This window comes from Plantactinospora alkalitolerans, assembly GCF_015690345.1.
Classification (GTDB): Bacteria; Actinomycetota; Actinomycetes; order Mycobacteriales; family Micromonosporaceae; genus Plantactinospora; species Plantactinospora alkalitolerans.
The window spans coordinates 1-19,216 of the sequence record NZ_JADPUN010000408.1 but is presented as its reverse complement, the minus strand read 5'-3'; the positions used below and the strand labels follow the sequence as shown (position 1 = coordinate 19,216).

The window sequence follows — 19,216 nt, the reverse complement described above, 5'->3', positions numbered from 1 at the left end:
GATCACCCCGTTCAGGGCCGCGACCAGTGCCGGGTACCACCGGTCGGACATCTTCTGGTCACCGGCGGCGTTCGGGTGTACGCCGTCGTAGGTGTCGCTGCCGGTGCTGAAACCCGTCCACTGGTCCACCACCACGATCGGCGACTGCCCGCTGGTCTTCGAGGCGGCCCAGGCCGGTATGGCGTCGTTGAGCGCGACCGCCCGCTGGGCGCACTCGGCACAGTTGCTCGGCGTCATCGGGATGATCTTCGCGACCAGGATCTTCATGCTGGCGTTGCTGGCCCGCATCTGGTCCACCAGTTTCCCGTACGCGGCCAGGATGGTCGCGGGGGCGCGGTTGCTCCAGACGTCGTTGGTGCCGAAGTGCATCAGCACGATGTCCGGGCGGGTGGCGGCCAGCCAGGGCGGCAACTGGTTCTGGTCGGCCACGGTCGTCACCAGGGCGCCGCCGTGACCTTCGTTCTCCCCGTCGTACGGCTGTCCGCAGCCCTGCGGCCCGAGCGTGCCGACGAAGTCGATGTTGGTGTAGCCGGTGTTCTGCAACCGGTTCCAGAGGACGGACCGCCAGCAGCCGGGGGAACCGGTGATCGAGTCACCGAGCGGCATGATGCGGACCGGGGCGGGCGCTGCCGGTTGCGCGGGCTGTGCGACGACGAGCGTCCCGAACGCCACGACGAGCGCGGCGACGACGGTGTTGAGCAGGGGCCTGCGGAGCATGATTGTCTCCTGTCACGGTGATGGGTGGTACGTGCCGGCCCTGTGCTCCCGGGACATTGAAGCAGGTAACTGTGCTGGAACTCAACCGGTCAAGTCTGCGCAACGCTGGCCGATCCTGCGGCGGACTTACGCCCGTGGTGAACCGGTCTTGACGCGGTGACGCCGGTGGCGAGGATGGGATGATGACCGTGCGGGACGCGGAGGTGCGCCGCCTGGACCTTGGTTACTTCGTCCGTCCGGCCGTCGAGGTGGGTGGGCCGGAGCCGAGGGTCGAGCCGGCGTACGGCTATCTGGTCCGGCGTCCCGAGGGGCTGCTCCTGTTCGATACCGGCATCGGCGCGGTGGATCCGGATACCGAGGCCCACTACCGGCCGCGTCGCCGTCCACTGGCGACCGCACTCGACGCCGCCGGAGTGGGACCGGACGACATCACGCTGGTCGTCAACTGTCACCTGCACTTCGACCACTGCGGCGGGAACCCGGCCCTCGCCGGCCGGCCGATCGTCGTGCAGCGTACGGAACTCACCGTCGCCCGGACGCCCGGCCACACGATCCCCGAACTGGTCGACTTTCCGGGCGCCCGCTACGAGGAGCTGGACGGCGAGGCCGAGATCTGGCCCGGCGTCCGGATCGTTCCGACACCCGGACACACCGCCGGCCACCAGTCCCTGGTCCTGCGCCAGCTCGACGGCACGGTCATCCTCGCCGGTCAGGCCCGGGACTTCGCCACCGGGTACGGCTCGGACGAACTGGCCCTGCGAGCGTCCCGCGACGGGGTGGCCGCCCCGTTGCCGCCGGTGCCGGCATGGCTGCCCCGGCTGGTCGACCTCGACCCGGCTCGGATCCTGTTCGCACACGACGGCGCGGTCTGGGAGCCGGCGTCGGGGTGAGACGGTCCCGCAAGCGGGCTGTTGAGCCTCCGCAGCCCCGAGTTCGGTGCTGGCCGGCTACGTCGCCGCAAGGCAGTGGGTGCACCAACCGGCCTGACCCCGGACGCCACGGGTCGGCTCAGACCCGGTCGAGTGGCCGGTGCGGCTCCGCCGGAAGTTCGATCCGGATCTCGTCGCCGGGCCGGACCTCGCCGCCCTCGCGTACCACGCCCATGATGCCGGCCAGGCGGACCAGGTCGCCCGCCTCGTTCCGGCTGACGACCCGCTTCAGCAGCCCCGACTGGAAATTGTCGATCTGCGCGCACGGGTTGCGCAGCCCGGTCACCTCGACCACCGCCGCGTCGCCGAGCCGAAGCAGGGTGCCGACGGGCAGGCCGAGCAGGTCGACGCCTCGGGTGGTGACGTTCTCGCCCATCTCGCCGGGCGCGACCTGGTGACCGACCGCACGCAGTTCGTCGTGCAACTCGGAGTGGATCAGGTGCACCTGGCGGAGGTTGGGCTGGGTCGGATCCTGGGCCACCCGGGAGCGGTGCCTGACGGTGACACCGAGATGCGCGTCGCCCTCCACGCCCAACCCGGCCAGTAGCCGGATGCTGTCCCGGCTCGGCTTGCTGAAATGGTGCCCCTCGTCCCGGGCCACCGCCGTCACCACCGCCGCGTTCATCGGACCTCCCCGTCGTCAGGTACCGCCGCATCCGCCGGGGCGGTCACGACCACCCGTTGATCGTAATCGGCCTGGTGACGGCGGTCTGCGGGCATGCAGGGCATGAGGGTTGTGGAATAACCTATAAAACAAGTAGGTTTTGTAGGCTACTCTTCTCGGTAGTCGAACGCCTGCCACGAGGACCCATAAATGATCTCCATCTTTCCGGACCCGCTGACCATCGCCCGCCGGTACGCCACCGAGGCGGCCCGCGCCGCGCGGTGGCCCGTACCGCTCCAGTTCGACCCGGCGCAGCGGTGGTACCACCGGCTCACCGCCGCCACCGACCACGAGGTCTGGCTGCTGACCTGGCTGCCCGGTCAGCACACCGACCTGCACGACCACGGCGGATCGGCCGGAGCCTTCCTGGTCGCCGCCGGTGCGCTCACCGAGGAGACGGTGGTCGGTGGCGGGCTGCGCCCCCGCGAACTCGGCACGGGAGCCGGTCGCCGCTTCGGCGCCCGGCACGTGCACCGGGTGAGCAACCGGGGTGACCAGCCGGCCGTGAGCGTGCACGTCTACCGTCCCGCGCTGCGCAGCATGACGCGCTACCACCTCGACGACGGGCGGCTGCGGGTCGCGGAGGTGGCCGAGGCCGGGGTCGCCTGGTGAGCGGGACTGCCGCGTGGGGTGGGATCGAGGCCCGATACGACGGAAGGACAGTACGGTGAACCTGACCAACCTCCGAGAGCCGGCTGGCGAGTGTGCGGGAGCGCAGGCCCCGGTGGGTTCGAGGAGCATCGACGAGATCCTCGACGCCGCCCGGGTGCGGCTGCGTCGCCTGGAGCCCGAGGCGGCGCACCTCGCCGCCCGGGCCGGCGCGGTACTGGTGGACATCCGTCCGGCCGCCCAGCGGGCCGCCACCGGATCGGTTCCCGGCGCGCTGGTCATCGAACGGAACGTCCTGGAATGGCGACTCGATCCGCGCAGCGTCGCGCGGTTGCCCGTCGCCGACCGGTACGACCTGCCGGTCATCGTCTTCTGCCAGGAGGGCTACACCTCGTCGCTGGCCGCCGCCGCGTTGCAGGACCTCGGTCTGCGGCTGGCCACCGACATCGTCGGCGGGTTCGTCGCCTGGCGAGGGCTCGGGCTACCGGCCTTCGGACCGACGGACGTCTACGCCCAGCCCACTTCCGCGCCGCTGGAAACCGCCCGGCGGACGTTCACCTGACCCGCGCGCCACCGCGCGCGGGGGACCGGACCGCATCCCACGAAGGAGCACTCATGTCGGTCGTCGCCATCCATCCGCGCACGTACTCACCGGCCGGGCCGTCCCGGGCCGGATCGCCCCGCCGCCGGCCCTCGTCCGCCGGGGAGGTTCCGGTCCTCCGGGTCACCCTCGACATACCACTCGTCGGCGAGCGGCTCACTCCGGAACTCTCGCTGCTGCTCGACCTGGTCCGGGACCTGGTCGATCGGGGTACGGGCATCACGGCGGTGACCGGGGTGTCGGCCAGGCCGACCTCGGCCGGGCCGGTCGGTGCCGAGCCGGCGTCCGCCGGGCCGTTGTCCGCCGGGCCGTTGTCCGCCGGGCCGTTGTCCGCCGGGCCGCTGTCCGCCGGCCCGTTCGGCGAGGTCGACCCGGGTGCGGGTCCCGGTGACCAGCCGGGCGGGGCGGGCCCGAACGACGCCCGGATCCTGCGGGTGCTGACCGGGCCCCGGGTGGTGCTCCGGGGCGAATCGCCCGTTCCGCTCACCCGGCTCGAGTTCGACCTGCTGGTGTTCCTGGCCCGACATCCCCGCCGGGTGTTCACCCGGTTGCAGTTGCTCAGCAACGTCTGGGGCTACGAGCACGCCGTGGCCCGCACCGTCGACGTGCACGTACGCCGGCTGCGCGCCAAGGTCGGTGACGAGGTGCCGTTGGTGACCACCGTGCACGGGGTGGGTTACCGACTCGCCGACGACGCCCCGATCCGGCTCGCCGACGACGGCGGCGACGGCTGGGGTCCCGGCGTCTCGTTGTTGTGACGCCGGACCGGAGCTGCCGGGCCGGCACCCGGACGGGTCGGGCCAACCGGGTCAGGCCCACGGGATCGGCTCAACCAGGTTCAGGCCAACCAGGTGGCGATCACGGTGAGCGAGACCGCGGCGGCCACGGTGGAGAGCACGACGGCGTCCCGGGCCAGCGCCTGCCCCCGCTGGTAGTGGGTGGCGAAGACGAAGACGTTCTGCGCGGTCGGCAGGGCCGAGGTGACGACGGCGGCCAGCAGTGCCGGTCCGGCCAGCCTCAGGGCGAACCGCGCGATCAGGTACGCCAGGAAGGGCTGCACCAGTACCTTGAGCACCACCGCGACGACGCGCGGGACGGCGTCGGAACCGGCCGCCAACGGTCGGCTGCCGGGCAGCGACATGCCCAGGGCGAGCAGGGCCAGCGGAACGGCGGCCGATCCGACCAGTTCGAACGGTCGCAGCACCTCGACCGGCGGATGCCAACCGGAAACCGAGATGAGCAAGCCGCCGGCGCAGCCCAGCATGATCGGGTTCCGGGCCGGCAGTAGCGCCAGACGACGTACCGAGGGGCGCCGGTCGGCGGTGCCGAGATCGAGCACGGCGAGTGCGACGGGCGTCGCCATCAGCACCTGGAAGATGAGTACGGGGGCGACGAACGACACGTCGCCCAGCACGTACGCGGCGACGGGCAACCCGAGGTTGGCGGCGTTGACGTACGACGCGGCGAGCACGCCGACGGTGGCCTCTCCGGTCGGGTGGTGCCAGACGTACCGGGCGAGCAGGAGATAGACCGCCGCCACGATCAGCGTACTCAGCACGAAGGCGGTCATGGCCGGGCTGACCAGATCGGCCACTGTGGACCGGGCCAGCGTGCTGAGCAGCAGGGCCGGGGTGGCGATCAGGAAGACGAGCCGCGCGATCACCGCCGTGCCGTGTGGACCGAGCAGACCGTACCGGCCGACCAGGTAACCGACGAGGGTGACCGACCAGATCACGCCGAGCCCCGCCAACACTCCCCGCATGTTGACCATCCTGCCGGGTGCACGGCGGAGGCCAAGATCTGGTACTAAGAGCAAGCAAGTGATTCCGGTGAGTTTGTCGATTGTCACATTCATGCATCGCCGTGTCCCCTTGACCCTCGCCCCGGTGGCCGGAAGCATCGAGTCAGCGGCGGTTCGGGCCGTGCGGGGGAACACCCGGAGTAGCCAAGGAGGACCATGTCGGTCAGCCCCGCCTCGTCGCGTGCCGGATGGCACACCGCCCAGCCTGCCGGCCCAGGCCGACCACCGGGGGCGTCGCGCCGGCCCGCCGGTTCGGCCTCGCCGACGCTGACGGTGACGCTCTCCATCCCGCTCGTCGGCTGCGAGGAGACTCTCACCCCACCGGCCCGTCGGCTGCTCGAAGCCGCTCGGGAACTGGTGGAAAGAGGCGAGGCCACGATCAGTGGTGGGACCGTCGGCACGACGGAACGCCGCGGCGAGAATCCGAGCGCCAGACAGTCCGCCCGCTCGGCGACCGGTGTCGGTCACCCCGGGCTGCACATCCTCGCGGCGTCCCGGTCGGTGCTGCTGGGCGGGGACCTGCTGCCGCTCACCCGGCTCGAATTCGACCTGCTGATGCACCTGGTCGCCCATCCACGCCGGGTCTTCACCCGACTCCAGTTGCTGGCGGCGGTCTGGGGTTACGAGCACACCGGCGTACGGACCGTGGACGTGCACATCCGGCGGCTGCGCGGCAAGGTCGGCGCCGACGTACCACTGGTCACGACGGTGTACGGCGTGGGCTACCGGCTCGCCGACGAGGCAGTGGTGACGATCGACCGCAACGGCTGACTTCAGGGACGGGTCCGGGCACCGGGTCCGGGAGCCGGCACCTCCGCGTCCCGGACCAGCAGGGCCGCCTGAACCCGGTTCGTGCAGTCGAGTTTGGTCAGGATCCGGCTCACGTATGTCTTGATGCTCGCCTCGCTCATCGCCAACCGCCGGCCGATCTCGGCGTTGGACAGGCCCTCGGCGACCAGAGCCAGGACATCCGACTCCCGTGGGCTCAGTGCCGCCAGCCGGTCGGCGGCATCGCGCCTGCGTTCGACCGCCACCGGCGTGAGCATGCCCAGCAGCAGCCGGGTCACCGCGGGGGAGAGGTAGGCGTCGCCCTCGTGCGCGGCCCGGACCGCGCGGATCAGCTCGTCCGGCGTGCAGTTCTTCAGGACGAAGCCCGCCACCCGGTGCTGCACCGCCCGCAGCACGTTCGGTTCGGCGCCGAAGGAGGTCAGCAGGACGACCGGGACCTCCGGTGCCTGCCGCCGTAGCTCCTCGACCGCGCCCAACCCGTCCAGCACCGGCATCTTGATGTCGAGCAGCACCACGTCCGGGCGGTACCGGACCGCCTTGTCCACCGCTGCCCGGCCGTTCGTCGCCTCGGCCACGACCGTGATGTCGGCGGCCGATTCGAGCACGGTACGGATGCCGGCCCGGATCAGCGGCTCGTCGTCGGCGAGCAGTACCCGAACCATCTCAACCGATCCCGAGGAGCATGCTGCCGGGCAGCAGCAGGAACATCACGGCTGCGGTGGCGAGCCCGAGTCCGAGGGTTCGGATCCGTCCGGCCGGAACCGGCTCCGGCTCGGGCCCGGGAAAAGCGGTGAGCCCGGCCGGTTCCCATCCGGGAAGGTCGGCCGGACCGGTGGTGGCCGGCAGCATGGCGACGAGGCGCCAACCGTTCCCGGCCGGGCCGTGTTCGACGAACCCGCCGACCGGGACCATCCGTTCGCGCAGTCCCGCCAGGCCATGCCCGGCATCGACGGCCGGATCGCTCGGGCCGGCACCGTCGTCGCTCGGGCGGTCACCGTCGTCGCTCGGGCCGTCACCGTCGCGCAGCGGGTTGACCAGGGAGATCAGCAGGGCGTCCGGCTCCCAGGTGACCCGTACCGTCACGACCCGGCCCGGTGCGTGCTTGGCCGCGTTCGTCAGCCCCTCCTGCACCACCCGGTACGCCGCCTGCCCGGCCGCCGGCGCGAGCGGTCGGGGCGTTCCGCAGCGGCGCAGCGTCACCGGTACGCCGGCCGTCCGGAACTGCGTCACCAGGGCGTCGATCGACTCCACCCCCGGCGACCGCTGAGCGGTACCGCGCTCGCTCCGGAGCGCGCCGACCAGTCCGTACAGTTCGTCCATGGCGTCCCGGGTCGCGCGGGCCAGGTGCTGGACGGCCCGGCGCTGCGGGACCGGCAGTGCCGACACCTCCAACGCCGCCGCCTGCACCGAGACCAGACTGAGCCGGTGGCCGAGCGAGTCGTGCATGTCCCGGGCGATCCGTAGCCGCTCCCGCAGCTGCTCCCGCTCGGCGACGAGTTCCCGCTCCCGGCGGAGTTGCCGATTGTGCCGGTCGAGTGTCGACACCAGCCGCTCCTGCTGGGCCAGGTACCGGCCGACCAGCACCGGCAGCGCCACGAAGACGAGGTACGTCGCGACCAGGCTGGAGACCGCGCCCGGCCGCGCCGGCAGCCCGACGAGTTGGACGGTCAGCGCGCCGAGCGCCGTGCCGACCAGCATCGCCGTACCGGAGCGGGACACGATCTCCCGCCCGGTCTGGTACGCGACCCAGAGCAGCAGGACGTACGCCGTACCGGTCACCAGGGCGAGGACCAGCGCGACCGCGAACGCCGCCAGTGGGGCCCGCCGGCACAGCGCGATCACCAGCGCCACGACGAGGGCGTACGCCGGGACTGCCCAGGGCGGCAGGTCGGCTCCGTGCCTGCCCGCCAGCAGCGCGGTGTCGGCCGTCAGCACAGCGGCGGCGAGAAGGTGTCGGCGCGTCATGCAATGCAGGCTACGTTCTGGTCGGGTCGACCGGTGCCGCCCTGCGGTTCACCTTCGTCGTGGCGATCGGCGACTTTCGAGGACTGTTCCGGCCGCCGCCGTTCCCTAGCGTGACCGGCGTGATCGACGTACGGAACATCAGCAAGCGGTACGGGAGCACGGTGGCGGTCGACGGGCTCTCGTTCACGGTCCGCCCCGGGCAGGTGACCGGCTTCCTCGGCCCGAACGGTGCCGGCAAGTCCACAACAATCCGGATGATGCTCGGCCTCGACCGTCCGAGCGCCGGTGAGGTCCTGATCGACGGGCGGTCCTACCGGAGCCAGGTCTCGCCCCTGCGCCGGGTCGGAGCCCTGCTGGAGGCCAGATCCGTGCACGGCGGACGGAGCGCCTACCACCATCTGCTGTGGCTGGCGCAGAGCAACCGGATACCCCGGGCCCGGGTCCGGGAGGTGTTGACGCTGGTCGGTCTGGAGGGCGTGTCGAAGCGGCGGGTCGGTGGCTTCTCGCTCGGGATGGTCCAGCGGCTCGGTGTCGCCGCCGCGCTGCTCGGGGACCCGCCGGTGCTGCTCTTCGACGAGCCGGTGAACGGGCTCGATCCGGAGGGCATCCGGTGGATCCGCGACCTGATGCGCGGTCTCGCGGCCGAGGGACGGACGGTCCTCGTCTCCAGCCACCTGATGAGCGAGATGGCGCTCACCGCAGACCATCTCGTGGTTATCGGCCGGGGCCGGCTGCTCGCCGACAGCGGGGTACAGGAGTTCGTCGCGGAGCACTCGGGCTCGCACGTACGGATCCGTACCCCTGAGCCGGAGCGGATGCGGGACGTCCTGACCGCCGCCGGTCTCCGGGTCCGGACGGCCGAGGACGGCGCGCTCGAGGCGTACGGAGCGGAGGCCGCCCGGATCGGCGAGCTGGCCTCGGCCCACCGGCTGACCGTGCACGAGGTCAGTGCGCAGGGCGCCTCGCTGGAGGAGGCGTTCATGCGGCTCACCGGGGATGCCGTGCAGTACCGGGCGGAGGGTGGCCGGTGAGAAGCAGCCTCGGCGTCACGTCCAGCGTGCACTCCGGGTCGGCGGCGGGCCGGCCGGGCCCGGCCTCGGCCGGCGCGGTCCTGCTGGCGGAACTGACCAAGATCCGAACTGTCCGGTCGACGATCTGGACCCTGTTGCCGACCTTCGTCGTCAGCGTCGGCCTGAGCCTGCTGGTGGGATTCAGCTTCGCCAGGTCGTCCGAGCAGCAGCGTGGCGGCGACCTCCCGCTCTTCGCCGCCTTCTTCGGCCTCACCCTCGGCCAGCTCGCCCTGGTGGTGTTCGGGGTGCTGGTGCTGGGCAGCGAATACAGTTCCGGCACGATCCGGGCCACGCTGGTCGCGGTGCCACAGCGCGGCCTGGTCTACCTCGGCAAGGTGCTCGCCACCGGGCTGCTGGCCCTCGCCGTCGCGGTGCCCACGGTACTGGTCAGCTTCTTCACCGCCCAGGCGGCACTGGGCCGGTACGGGGTCTCGCTCGGCTCCGCCGGAGCGCCGGCCGCGGTCGTCGGCGCCTGCCTGCATCTGACCCTGCTCTGCCTGTTCGCCCTCGGCGTGACCGCGATGCTGCGCGGTTCGGTGCGCTCGTTGGCGGTCCTGCTTCCGGTGTTCTTCCTCGGTGCCCAGGGGCTCGGCAACATTCCGAAGGTCCGGACCGTCACCCAGTTCCTGCCGGACCAGACGAGTTGGGTGATCATGCATCTGGCCGGTCCGCAGGACGACGCGCGCTGGGCCCGGGACTACGGCCCGTGGACCGGCGTCGGCCTTCTCGTACTCTGGACGGCGGCCTCGCTGCTCGGCGGCTACCTGGTGCTGCGCCGCCGCGACGCCTGACACGATGGTCGGATGAGGGTCCGACCGATCACCCCGGAACTGCTGGTGGACGAGGTGGCCGAGCGGCTGGCCGGTGCGGGTGGCGGCGGCTGGCTGCGGGTCGCGGTCGACGGCCCGCCGGGCGCCGAGCCCGGCCGGCTGGCCGACGCGCTCGTCGACCCGTTGCGGGTCCGGGGGCGCCCGGCGGTACGGGTCGACGCGGCGGACTTCCTGCGTCCGGCGTCCCTGCGCTACGAGTACGGCCGGACCAATCCCGACGCCTACTACGGGGGCTGGCTCGACGAGGCGGGACTGCGTCGCGAGGTACTCGATCCGGCCGGTCCGGGTGGCTCGGGCCGGATCCTGCCGTCGCTGTGGAACGCGGAGACCGACCGGGCCACCCGGGCCGACTACCTTCTCCTGCCGCCCGGCGGCGTGCTTCTGGTCAGCGGGTCGCTGCTGCTCGGCGGCGGTCTTCCGTTCGACGTGACGGTCCATCTCGTGTTGTCGCCCGGCGCGCTGGCGCGGCGTACCCCGGCCTCGGCGCGTTGGACGTTGCCGGCGTTCGCCCGCTATGCCGAGGAGGTCGGACCGTCGATGTTCGCCGACGTGGTGGTCCGGATGGACGACCCGCGCCATCCTGCGATGGTCGAGCCGGAAAGTGTCGGATGAAAGTGTCGGACGACCGAGGACGAATCGGCGGTTTGGCCGCGCCGACCGCTGGGTAATCGCGCAGCTCATGACGGACCGCACCCGGACATACCGTCCAGGACAGCGGTTCCGTCTCTTCTACGGGAAAGGCAGGCAGCGCATGCTCGTCAACGAGGCAATCGGCACCCGCCGTTCTGCGGCGGACAGCGACCAGATCCGTCGCGCCCTGCGGGCACGCTACGACGAGCTGACCGTCGAGTACGACGAGGCGTTGACGCAGAGCCAGGTCCTCCGGCTGGTGGAGGTCGGCGACACGGCCGGCGACGACCAGGCCGACAGCGGCACGAAGACCGCCGAGCGGGACACCGCCCAGTCGCTGCTGCGGACCATCCTCGATCGTCGGGCGCAGTTCGAGCATGCCCTGAGCCGGCTGGACGAGGGCGCGTACGGCTGGTGCGAGGGCTGCGGCGACTCGATTCCGGTGGAGCGGCTGGAGATCTTCCCATCCGCCACCACCTGCGTGTCCTGCAAGCAGACCCGGGAACGCCGGGCGGCCTGAGCCGGCCTCCGTGTCGCCTGTCCCGCCGACCCGGCCCGCATCCGTCCCACGTGCCCGGGTTGCCCGACCCGGTCGGGGCGGGTGAACTGGAGCCATGGGCGAGATCAAGGTCGGTACGGCGTCGTGGACGGACAAGACCCTGCTCGAATCAGGTTGGTACCCGGCGAACGCGGACACGCCGGAACGCCGACTCGCGCACTACGCCACACACTTCCCGCTGGTCGAGGTCGACGCCACGTACTACTCGCCACCGGCGGAACGGACCGCGGAACTGTGGGTGGGTCGTACGCCGGGCGACTTCACCTTCAACGTCAAGGCGTTCAGCCTGCTGACCGGGCACCCGACCCGGGTGTCCGCGCTGTACAAGGACCTTCGGCCGGACACCGAGAAGAAGAACATCTACCCGGGTGACCTGGACCCGCAGGCGTACGAGGAGGTGTGGACCCGGTTCCTGTCGGCGCTGGAGCCGCTGGCCGGGGCCGGCAAGCTGGGCGCGCTGCTGTTCCAGTTCCCGCCGTGGTTCACCATCCGGCGGGACAACAAGCAGTACCTGCTGGAGGTGCGGCGACGCTGCGAACCGATGCGGGCGGTCTTCGAGTTCCGGCACGCCTCCTGGTTCGCCGACGAGAACCGGGACGAGACGCTGGAGTTCCTGCGCCAGCACGAGTTGCCGTACGTCTGCGTGGACATGCCGCAGGGCCACCGGTCGTCGGTGCCGCCGGTGCTGGTCGCCACCGCCGACCTGGCGGTGGTCCGCTTCCACGGCCACAGCGAGAAGTGGACCAGCAAGAACATCTACGACAAGTTCGGCTACCGGTATTCCGATCGGGAGTTGGCGGACTGGGCCCCCAAACTCCGCCGCCTGGCCGACGACGCGGCGGAGACGCACGTGCTGTTCAACAACTGTTACCGGGACTATGCGCAGGTCAATGCCGACACCCTGAAAGACGCGCTGGGCAGGTGAAGAACGGTTGGACCGGGTAGCCCGACCTCCCGGGCCCGGCTCGACGTCCTGCGGCCAGCGGCCGTCAGGCTGACCGGAGCAGCGGTTCGTACGACGCCGCGTGGTCGTGCCCACAGGCGCACTGCTCGGCGGTCTGTAGCAGGAACGTCCGCGCGGAGACGCCGGTCAGCCGCCGACATTCCCGGTCCAGATGGGAGTGGTCGGCGTAGCCCGCGTCGACGGCCACCCGGGCCAGGCCGCCCTCGGTCGGTGTCCGGCCCTGGGCGATCGCCCGCTGGGCGGCCGCGAGAACGCCCTGAAAGCGCAGCATCCGGTGCAACGTCTTCGGCGGCACGCCGACCGCCGCGAGGCAGCGGCGCCGCAGGCTGCGTTCCGAGACGTACAGGCTGGACGTCAGCGACGTCACCTCCCTGGCCCGTCCGGGCATCAGCCGGCATACCGCACCCGAGACGAGCGGATCGAGCGGGGCGGCATCGGGCAGCCGGTCCACGAGATGCGCCTGCAGGACGGTGAGTGCCTGCTCCGGCGATGCCGCGCCGGCCATCCGCTCGCCGAGCATCCCGACGGTGTGGCCGCCCCAGAAGACGTCGGCTCCCAGGACGAGGTCGACGTGCTCGGAGGCCGGCCGGCCGAGGAGGGACGGCGCGGCGCCCGGCCGCAGGCGCAGTCCGACCACTGTCGTCCCGGGCGCCAGCACCTGCGTGACCGGGCGGGTGAGCGGCCCCGTCACCGTCGGCGCGGCGCCGAGACGGCAGGTGAGTTCCACACTTCCGTTGGGCATGTTGCGGTGCGCGTACGGACCGCCGCCGGACGCCACCCGCTGGATGAACACGGCGGAGACGAGGCCGGCGAGCGCCGGAACGGGTAGCCGCTCGACGTAGCTCTGCTCGGCCTCCCGGCGCGGCGGTGGTGTCATCCGGCCACCGTAGTGGCCGATTTGTTCAAGTGCGGAGGCGCCCACGCCCGTAGCGTCGGCGGCCATGGTCAACGCCGCGAACCGGCGAGGATCGGACCGACGACGTGACAGCGTTTGACCGCCCGTGCTCGACGACTGGTCGCGGGCCACGGATGCACAGTCTCCGGCAGGAATTCGGAAGGGACCACGGCATGAGCAAGGTGCTCACCGCACTGTCAGTATCGGTCGACGGGTACATAACGGGTCGCGATCCCGGCGCCGGCCGCGGCCTCGGCGACGCGACGATGCTGTTCGACTGGTACTTCGACGGCGACACACCCAGCGAGGTGTTGGACGGGTTCCGGCTCAGTCGGGCCAGTGCTCGCGTCTTCGACGCCCTGGCCGCACGTGTCGGCGCCAGCCTGGTCGGCCGCAACACCTACGACGACTCGGGATGGTCGACAGGCGGCACCCCCCATCCGACGGCTCCGCTGGTGGTGCTCAGCCACCGCCCGGCGCCGCAGCTCAACGAGCGGCAGACCTTCGTCGGCACCGGCATCGAGGACGCGGTCGCCGTGGCCCGCGAGGCCGCCGGCGACAAGGACGTCGCGATCATGGGCGGCGGCGTCGCGACAGCGGCCCTGGCGGCGGGACTGGTCGACGAGGTGATCCTGCACCAGGTGCCGATCCTGCTCGGCGGGGGCCGACCGTTCTTCCAGCCACTTCCCACACACGTGCGGGTCCGACTCGTCGAAGCCGTCCCCGCCCCCGGCGTCACCCACCTCCACTACGAGGTGCTGCGATGATCCTCGTCACCGGCGGGCTGGGCATGATCGGCGCCCACACCGCCCGAGCGCTCGTCGACCTCGGCCGCGAGGTCGTCGTCACCACGCACCGCCGGACCGAGGTTCCGTCGTTCCTCGCCGGCCGGGTCACCGTGGAACCCGTCGACGTCACCGACCGGGACGCCCTGCTGGCCCTCGCCGACCGGCACAACATCAGCGACATCGTCCACCTCGCGGGCACCGTTCCCGGCGACGACCCGGTCGACTTCTTCCGTACGGACACGACCGGCCTGCTTCATGCCCTGGACGCCGCCCGCATCTGGGGGGTACGCAGGTTCGCCGTCGCCAGCAGCCTCGGCGTGTACATCGGCCGGGCCGAGATCCCGTGGCACGAGGAACTCGCTCTGCCGACCGTGGATCTCCCGCACCTGATCATCGCCTTCAAGAAGGCCGTCGAACCACTGACCACGCACAGCCTCCGGGGCAGCGGCGTCCAGCCGGTCGTGCTGCGGATCGGGAGCATCTGGGGGCCGCTGATGGACCCGGAATCCCCGTTCAACCACATCCCGCCGTACATCAGCGCCGTGCTCCGTAACGAGCAGCCCCGCCCGCTGCACGCCGGCGATGGCGGCGACAGTTGTTACGCGCCCGACGCCGGGCGCGCGATCGGGCTGCTGGCGACTGCGGAAACCCTGCGGCACGACACCTACAACGTGTCCAGCGGCCGGCCGTTCACCAACCGGGAACTCGCGGACGCGCTGCAGGCGATCACCCCCGGGCTGCGACTCGACCTGCTGCCCGGACGGCAGGCCGGCACCGACGACCCCTACCTCGACATCAGCCGGCTCACCCGGGACACCGGGTTCGCGCCGGCCTTCGACATCGCCGCGGCGGTCGCCGACTACGCCGCCTGGCGCGCCGACAATCCTCGCTGAGGAACCGCCCATGGCTGATTCCGCACGAGGTCTGCCGCCGGGGCACGGGACGGGAGATTCGCGGCGTCCACCGCTGTTTCACCCGGACCGGGTGAACGGCCCTCACCCGCTTCTCGGCGAGCATGGCGAGGGTGGCCGGTAGGAACGGGGGGATCAGTCGTGGCGAACAATTCGTACTCGGTCTTCGAGTCGTCGTTGGATAAGACCAACCTCATCCTGAAGGACATCGAGCAGGCGTACGGGTGGCCGAAGGAGCGCCGCAACCAGTCGTACGCGGCGTTGCGGACGGTTCTGCACCTGCTCCGGGACCGGTTGCCGGTGCAGGAGAGCGTGCACTTCGCGGCCCAGTTGCCGGTGCTGGTCCGGGGGATCTACTTCGAGGGCTGGGATCCGAGCGTCGTCCCGATCAAGTTGAACCGGGACGAGTTCCTCTACGAGGTCCGGGCCGGGTTTCCGTTCGACGTCGAGGGCGGGCCGGCGACCGTGGTGAACACGGTGCTGAACGCGCTCCGCCGGCACGTCACCGACGGTGAGTGGGACGACGTCAAGTCCACCATGCCGAAGGACCTGGCCCGGATCATGCCGTAGCCCGGAACGTCGGTGTACGGCTGATCCGGATGTTCCGGCGGCGGGCGGTCGCGGCCAGCGCGGCGGCGTCGGTGATCGCGGCGCCGCCGGGGTCGTTGTTGAAGAACACGAAGGTCGTCTCGTCCTCGGTGAACGTCGAGCCGATCCGGTCGATCCAGGAGCGCAGCGCCGCGCGCCCGTACCGGGGGCGGGGATGGGCGCGGCCCTCGTGCAGCCGGAGGTAGCCGAAGTCGGCGGTACGCCACAACGGGGTGACCGGGCGGCCGCCGCGATCCGCCCAGCAGAGTGCGGCGCCGTGCCGCTCCAGTACCTGACGTGTCTGGTCGGTCCACCAGGACGGATGTCTCGGCTCGACGGTCACCCGCACGTCGGACGGAAACCGGGACAGCGTCCGATCCAGGGCCGGTACGTCGGCCGGCAGGTTGGGCGGCAGTTGCAGCAGCACGGGTCCGAGTCGGTCGCCCAGCGCGGTGGCCCGACCCAGGAACCGGTCGACGGGTTCGTCGGGTTCCCGCAACCGCTTGATGTGGGTGAGGTAGCGGCTCATCTTGACGGCGACGCAGAAGTCGTCCGGGGTCCGGCTGCGCCACCGCGCGAAGATGTCCCGCTCGGGCAACCGGTAGAAGGCGTTGTTCACCTCCACCGTGGCGAACCGTTCGGCGTAGTGCTCCAACCAGCGCGACTGCGGCAGGCCGGCGGGATAGAACCGGCCGCGCCAGTCTCGGTACTGCCATCCGGAGGTGCCGAGCAGAATCATCCTCCGGCCAGTATGCGACCCGGCGCGGCAATCCGCCCGGCGACGGGCGGTGCCGCGCTTCTCGTCGGGCTCTACCGGATGGTCACCTCGGCGCTGAGCTGCCGGCGGTGGTCGACCCGACGTTCGTCGCCGACCAGGCGCAGCGCGACCGTGTGCCGGTGGTCGTCGCTCGAGGCGGAGAGCCGCAACTCCAGGTCGCCGGCTTCGACCACCCGGTGGCCGTGCCGGCCGGTGAACGAGGTGAGGTCGGTGTGCACCCGGAAGTCGACCTGACGGGTCTCGCCGGGCGCCAGTGGCACCCGGGTGTATCCGGTCAACCGCACCACCGGCCGGGTCACCTGGGCCACCGGGTCGTGCAGGTAGAGCTGGACCACCTCGGTGCCGCTGCGCTCGCCGTCGTTGCGTACCGTGACCGACACGGTCACCTCGCCGTCGGTCGGGATCTCCACCGGCCGTCCCGGTACCGGCGCCGCGCCGTTGACCCGGACCTCCGGCCAACTGAACTCGGTGTACGACAGGCCGTGGCCGAACGGGAAGAGCGGGGTCGGGTCGACGCTGCTGACCTCGGTCCGGTGTCCCAGTGCCGGGCTCAGGTAGGTGCTCGGCTGTCCGCCGGGGTTCCGGGGCACGCTCACGGGTAGCCGGCCGGACGGGTTGACCCGGCCGCTGAGGATCCGGGCCACGGCCGGTCCGCCCTCCTCGCCGGGGAAGAACGCCTGCACCACCGCACCCGCCCGGTCGGCCCAGTCGCCGAGGGCGTACGGCCGACCGGCGAGCAGGACCAGCACCACCGGGGTTCCGGTCTCCAGCAGTGCTTCCAGCAGTTCCGCCTGGGCGCCGGGCAGGCGCAGTTCGGCGGCGTCGGAACCCTCACCCGAGGTGCCGTTGCCGAACAGCCCTGCCCGGTCGCCGAGCACCGCGACGCAGACGTCGGCGTCGGACGCCACCGCCACCGCCGCCGCGACCGGGTTCTCGGCGTTGTCCGGCGAGTCGTCGGTGGGGCCGTCGATCGTTCCACCCGGGGCGTGCCGGATCGGAGTCTCCGGCAGTTCGGCCCGCAGCGCCGCGAGCAGGGTCGGGATCTCGACGCCGTCCGGCAGTTCGGGATGTTGCCCGCCCACGTGGCTGGGGAAGGTGTAGCACCCGAGCATCCCGGTCACGCTGTCGGCCAGCGGCCCGACGAGGGCGATCCGGCCTGCGGGGCGCAGGGGCAGCGCTCCGGCGTTGGCCAGCAGCACCACGGACTCCTCGGCGAGTTCCCGGGCCAGTTCCCGGTTCGCCGGCGGATCGAGGTCGATGCTTCCTTCCCGGAGGCCCGGGGCGTCGCCGCCCGCCTGCCCGGCGGTGCCGGCGAAGGCGGGCGGCACCGGGGACCAGTTGGCGTCGAGCAGCCCGAGTTCGCATTTCTGCCGGAGTACCCGGGTCACCGCCCGGTCGACCAGGGACTCCGGAACCGTGCCGGCACGGACCGCGTCGATCAGCGGCTCGCTGTAGCAGTGCCCGGCGGGCAGTTCGACGTCCACCCCGGCGGCCAGGGCCAGCGCCGCCGCCTCGCCGAGGTCGGCCGCCACGTTGTGCAACCGCTGGAGGAAGCTGATCCCGAAGTAGTCGGCGACGACCGTGCCCGCGAATTCCCAGCGGTCCCGGAGCAGGTCGGTGAGCAGGACCGGATCGGCGGCCGGCGGCACACCGTCGATCTCGCTGTAGGCGTGCATGACGGAGCCGGCGCCACCGTCCCGGAGCGCCATCTCGAAGGGGGGCAGCAGCACGTCGGCGAGTTCCCGGGGGCCGACCGCGACGGGGCCGAAGTTGCGGCCGGCGCGGGAGGCGGAGTAGCCGACGAAGTGCTTGAGGGTAGCGATGACCCCGGTCGACTGGAGACCGCGGACGTAGGCGGTGCCGACGGTGGCCACCAGGTACGGGTCCTCGCCGATCGACTCCTCGGTACGCCCCCAGCGCGCGTCCCGGATCACGTCGAGCACCGGCGCCAAACCCTGGTGTACGCCGACCTGCCGCAGCGCCGAGCCGATCTGGACCGCCATCCGCTCGACCAGCGCCGGGTCGAAGGTGGCGCCCCAGGCGAGCGGGGTGGGATAGACGGTGGCCTGCCAGGTCATGAAGCCGGTCAGGCACTCCTCGTGCGCGATCGCCGGGATGCCGAACCGGTTGGCGGCGACGATCTCCTCCTGCATCCGGGCCAGTGCGCGGGCGCCGAGGGCGGGATCGATCGGCGCGGTGCCGAACGGCCTGGTGAGCTGGCCGAGGCCGACGTTGATCAGGTCCCGCCAGTCGGGTGCCTCGGCGACCATCTCGTGCTGGTGTGGCGCCATGTCGTCGCCGGTCGAGTTGCCACCGATCCAGACGCCGTACAGCTGCGCGATCTTCTCTTCGAGCGAGAGCCGGGCGATCAGGTCCTCGACCCGCTGCGCCACGGACAGGCCCGGGTCCTGCCACCGGGGTGGGGCGTCAGGGTTGCCGGCGGCCGGGGCGCTGTCCGTCGGGTCGTCAGCCGCGATGGCGGTGAGCTGCCCGTCGTGCGGATGCCCGTCGTGCACCGCCGTGACCTCAAGCCGTCGGACCTCGGTGGTTGTCCGAGGGACATCGGCGGCGTTGCGGTTGCTGCTCACGAGCAGCCTCCTGTCGCTTGTTCCAGGGCCTCTTTCGCCAGCCGCCGCACGTCGCGAGAAGTGGGGTGAACTGCCGGCGCGCTTACTTCCGACATGTTTCCGGAAAGTCCGGCCCGCGTCGAGAGAGTAGTGCGACCGAAACTAGCTCGCAAGTTTCCGCACTGGGAAGCCCTTGACCGTTCGTTCACGGAGTCGTAGCGTGCGCCGCATCGCGATGAATTATCGGGCCGGCTCCGAAAGTTTACGGGGCGCTCGGCGCCGCCCGGTGCGACTGTTGGCCGGGTTTGGCGGAAGCGTCGGGCCCGGGGCCACTTCGAAGGGGCGGCGGATTCGTGCGAGAGCCCAGGCAGAGCACGGTATCCCAGCGCCATGGCTCCGCGACGGTGATGATCCTCTCCACTCCCGCGGAGCGCGGCGCCATCTACAGGTCGACGATGCGACCGGCGGTGTCCGGACGGCGGCGATCATCTGGCTGCGACCCGATCGGGCGGTCCTGCCTGAACACCTCGTGGCGGGGTGTGGCGGGGCTCGGGTCGTAAT

21 protein-coding genes are annotated in these 19,216 nt (G+C 71.5%); 13 read left to right on the top strand and 8 right to left on the bottom strand.

Going from position 1 to position 19,216, the window contains the following annotated elements; all coding sequences use genetic code 11:
• Positions 1-717, bottom strand: a 717-nt coding sequence (locus tag I0C86_RS39885; protein WP_230395580.1) for an SGNH/GDSL hydrolase family protein, incomplete at its 3' end; no start/stop codon positions are given.
• Positions 718-896: 179 nt separating this feature from the next.
• Between I0C86_RS39885 and I0C86_RS39880 the strand changes: the two genes are divergently transcribed.
• Complete coding sequence (locus I0C86_RS39880; protein WP_230395579.1) at positions 897-1,607, top strand: N-acyl homoserine lactonase family protein; 711 nt, start codon at positions 897-899, stop codon at positions 1,605-1,607.
• 118 nt (positions 1,608-1,725) lie between these two features.
• Here the strand turns inward: I0C86_RS39880 and I0C86_RS39875 are convergent, their stop codons facing one another.
• Entirely contained in the window at positions 1,726-2,271 is a 546-nt protein-coding gene (locus I0C86_RS39875) for an MOSC domain-containing protein (protein WP_196206497.1), read from the bottom strand.
• Positions 2,272-2,460: 189 nt separating this feature from the next.
• Here I0C86_RS39875 and I0C86_RS39870 point away from each other — a divergent pair, with 189 nt between their 5' ends.
• From I0C86_RS39870 to I0C86_RS39860, 3 genes are read left to right on the top strand one after another with little or no spacing between them, the layout of a single operon-like run.
• Positions 2,461-2,922 (top strand): cysteine dioxygenase, encoded by a 462-nt coding sequence (locus I0C86_RS39870; RefSeq protein WP_196206496.1) that lies wholly within the window; start codon positions 2,461-2,463, stop codon positions 2,920-2,922.
• Between the two features lie 55 nt (positions 2,923-2,977).
• The gene (locus I0C86_RS39865) at positions 2,978-3,481 is read left to right on the top strand and encodes a rhodanese-like domain-containing protein (protein WP_323374145.1); all 504 of its coding nucleotides are present in this window, start codon (positions 2,978-2,980) and stop codon (positions 3,479-3,481) included.
• Between the two features lie 53 nt (positions 3,482-3,534).
• Complete coding sequence (locus I0C86_RS39860; protein ID WP_196206495.1) at positions 3,535-4,278, top strand: winged helix-turn-helix domain-containing protein; 744 nt, start codon at positions 3,535-3,537, stop codon at positions 4,276-4,278.
• An 80-nt stretch (positions 4,279-4,358) separates the two neighbouring features.
• Here the strand turns inward: I0C86_RS39860 and I0C86_RS39855 are convergent, their stop codons facing one another.
• A complete protein-coding gene (locus tag I0C86_RS39855) occupies positions 4,359-5,282 on the bottom strand; it encodes an AEC family transporter (protein ID WP_196206494.1) in 924 nt (307 codons plus the stop codon).
• 195 nt (positions 5,283-5,477) lie between these two features.
• Between I0C86_RS39855 and I0C86_RS39850 the strand changes: the two genes are divergently transcribed.
• The gene (locus tag I0C86_RS39850) at positions 5,478-6,092 is read left to right on the top strand and encodes a winged helix-turn-helix domain-containing protein (RefSeq protein WP_196206493.1); all 615 of its coding nucleotides are present in this window, start codon (positions 5,478-5,480) and stop codon (positions 6,090-6,092) included.
• 2 nt (positions 6,093-6,094) lie between these two features.
• Here the strand turns inward: I0C86_RS39850 and I0C86_RS39845 are convergent, their stop codons facing one another.
• The gene (locus I0C86_RS39845) at positions 6,095-6,772 is read right to left on the bottom strand and encodes a response regulator (protein WP_196206492.1); all 678 of its coding nucleotides are present in this window, start codon (positions 6,770-6,772) and stop codon (positions 6,095-6,097) included.
• A gap of 1 nt (position 6,773) precedes the next feature.
• Positions 6,774-8,075, bottom strand: coding sequence for a sensor histidine kinase (locus I0C86_RS39840; RefSeq protein WP_196206491.1), 1,302 nt, complete (start codon positions 8,073-8,075; stop codon positions 6,774-6,776).
• 119 nt (positions 8,076-8,194) lie between these two features.
• Here I0C86_RS39840 and I0C86_RS39835 point away from each other — a divergent pair, with 119 nt between their 5' ends.
• The 5 genes from I0C86_RS39835 (at position 8,195) to I0C86_RS39815 (ending at position 12,089) form a co-directional block, all read left to right on the top strand.
• Positions 8,195-9,106, top strand: a complete 912-nt coding sequence (locus I0C86_RS39835) for an ABC transporter ATP-binding protein (protein ID WP_196206490.1) — start codon at positions 8,195-8,197, stop codon at positions 9,104-9,106.
• Complete coding sequence (locus I0C86_RS39830; RefSeq protein ID WP_323374144.1) at positions 9,103-9,936, top strand: ABC transporter permease subunit; 834 nt, start codon at positions 9,103-9,105, stop codon at positions 9,934-9,936. Before I0C86_RS39835 ends, I0C86_RS39830 begins: the two co-directional genes overlap by 4 nt.
• Before the next feature lie 12 nt (positions 9,937-9,948).
• Complete coding sequence (locus I0C86_RS39825) at positions 9,949-10,587, top strand: nucleoside/nucleotide kinase family protein (RefSeq protein WP_196206489.1); 639 nt, start codon at positions 9,949-9,951, stop codon at positions 10,585-10,587.
• Between the two features lie 139 nt (positions 10,588-10,726).
• Positions 10,727-11,125: a TraR/DksA family transcriptional regulator gene (locus tag I0C86_RS39820; RefSeq protein ID WP_196206488.1), complete on the top strand. Its 399-nt coding sequence runs from the start codon at positions 10,727-10,729 to the stop codon at positions 11,123-11,125.
• Between the two features lie 94 nt (positions 11,126-11,219).
• Positions 11,220-12,089, top strand: a complete 870-nt coding sequence (locus I0C86_RS39815) for a DUF72 domain-containing protein (RefSeq protein WP_196206487.1) — start codon at positions 11,220-11,222, stop codon at positions 12,087-12,089.
• Positions 12,090-12,153: 64 nt separating this feature from the next.
• On the opposite strand, the gene I0C86_RS39810 is transcribed toward I0C86_RS39815, so the two are convergent.
• Complete coding sequence (locus I0C86_RS39810; RefSeq protein WP_196206486.1) at positions 12,154-13,005, bottom strand: DUF6597 domain-containing transcriptional factor; 852 nt, start codon at positions 13,003-13,005, stop codon at positions 12,154-12,156.
• 191 nt (positions 13,006-13,196) lie between these two features.
• On the opposite strand from I0C86_RS39810, the gene I0C86_RS39805 reads away from it, so the two are divergent.
• From I0C86_RS39805 to I0C86_RS39795, 3 genes are all read left to right on the top strand, one after another.
• Positions 13,197-13,790, top strand: a complete 594-nt coding sequence (locus I0C86_RS39805) for a dihydrofolate reductase family protein (protein WP_196206485.1) — start codon at positions 13,197-13,199, stop codon at positions 13,788-13,790.
• Positions 13,787-14,704 (top strand): NAD-dependent epimerase/dehydratase family protein, encoded by a 918-nt coding sequence (locus I0C86_RS39800; protein WP_196206484.1) that lies wholly within the window; start codon positions 13,787-13,789, stop codon positions 14,702-14,704. The genes I0C86_RS39805 and I0C86_RS39800 overlap by 4 nt, the downstream gene beginning before the upstream one ends.
• Before the next feature lie 159 nt (positions 14,705-14,863).
• A complete protein-coding gene (locus I0C86_RS39795; RefSeq protein WP_196206483.1) occupies positions 14,864-15,292 on the top strand; it encodes a DUF2267 domain-containing protein in 429 nt (142 codons plus the stop codon).
• Here the strand turns inward: I0C86_RS39795 and I0C86_RS39790 are convergent.
• Both I0C86_RS39790 and I0C86_RS39785 read right to left on the bottom strand, forming a co-directional pair.
• Positions 15,282-16,049, bottom strand: a complete 768-nt coding sequence (locus I0C86_RS39790; RefSeq protein WP_196206482.1) for a DUF72 domain-containing protein — start codon at positions 16,047-16,049, stop codon at positions 15,282-15,284. The genes I0C86_RS39795 and I0C86_RS39790 overlap by 11 nt on opposite strands.
• Positions 16,050-16,120: 71 nt before the next feature.
• Entirely contained in the window at positions 16,121-18,676 is a 2,556-nt protein-coding gene (locus I0C86_RS39785) for a beta-xylosidase/alpha-l-arabinosidase (protein ID WP_323374143.1), read from the bottom strand.
• Between the last annotated feature and the right edge of the window lie 540 nt (positions 18,677-19,216).

Excerpts from the sequence above, each read along its gene's own strand:
- I0C86_RS39880 (WP_230395579.1), top strand. The coding sequence starts at position 897 with ATGATGACCGTGCGGGACGCGGAGGTGCGCCGCCTGGACCTTGGTTAC.
- I0C86_RS39875 (WP_196206497.1), bottom strand. The coding sequence starts at position 2,271 with ATGAACGCGGCGGTGGTGACGGCGGTGGCCCGGGACGAGGGGCACCAT.
- I0C86_RS39870 (WP_196206496.1), top strand. The coding sequence starts at position 2,461 with ATGATCTCCATCTTTCCGGACCCGCTGACCATCGCCCGCCGGTACGCC.
- I0C86_RS39860 (WP_196206495.1), top strand. The coding sequence starts at position 3,535 with ATGTCGGTCGTCGCCATCCATCCGCGCACGTACTCACCGGCCGGGCCG.
- I0C86_RS39855 (WP_196206494.1), bottom strand. The coding sequence starts at position 5,282 with ATGCGGGGAGTGTTGGCGGGGCTCGGCGTGATCTGGTCGGTCACCCTC.
- I0C86_RS39850 (WP_196206493.1), top strand. The coding sequence starts at position 5,478 with ATGTCGGTCAGCCCCGCCTCGTCGCGTGCCGGATGGCACACCGCCCAG.
- I0C86_RS39845 (WP_196206492.1), bottom strand. The coding sequence starts at position 6,772 with ATGGTTCGGGTACTGCTCGCCGACGACGAGCCGCTGATCCGGGCCGGC.
- I0C86_RS39840 (WP_196206491.1), bottom strand. The coding sequence starts at position 8,075 with ATGACGCGCCGACACCTTCTCGCCGCCGCTGTGCTGACGGCCGACACC.
- I0C86_RS39825 (WP_196206489.1), top strand. The coding sequence starts at position 9,949 with ATGAGGGTCCGACCGATCACCCCGGAACTGCTGGTGGACGAGGTGGCC.
- I0C86_RS39820 (WP_196206488.1), top strand. The coding sequence starts at position 10,727 with ATGCTCGTCAACGAGGCAATCGGCACCCGCCGTTCTGCGGCGGACAGC.
- I0C86_RS39815 (WP_196206487.1), top strand. The coding sequence starts at position 11,220 with ATGGGCGAGATCAAGGTCGGTACGGCGTCGTGGACGGACAAGACCCTG.
- I0C86_RS39810 (WP_196206486.1), bottom strand. The coding sequence starts at position 13,005 with ATGACACCACCGCCGCGCCGGGAGGCCGAGCAGAGCTACGTCGAGCGG.
- I0C86_RS39805 (WP_196206485.1), top strand. The coding sequence starts at position 13,197 with ATGAGCAAGGTGCTCACCGCACTGTCAGTATCGGTCGACGGGTACATA.
- I0C86_RS39800 (WP_196206484.1), top strand. The coding sequence starts at position 13,787 with ATGATCCTCGTCACCGGCGGGCTGGGCATGATCGGCGCCCACACCGCC.
- I0C86_RS39790 (WP_196206482.1), bottom strand. The coding sequence starts at position 16,049 with ATGATTCTGCTCGGCACCTCCGGATGGCAGTACCGAGACTGGCGCGGC.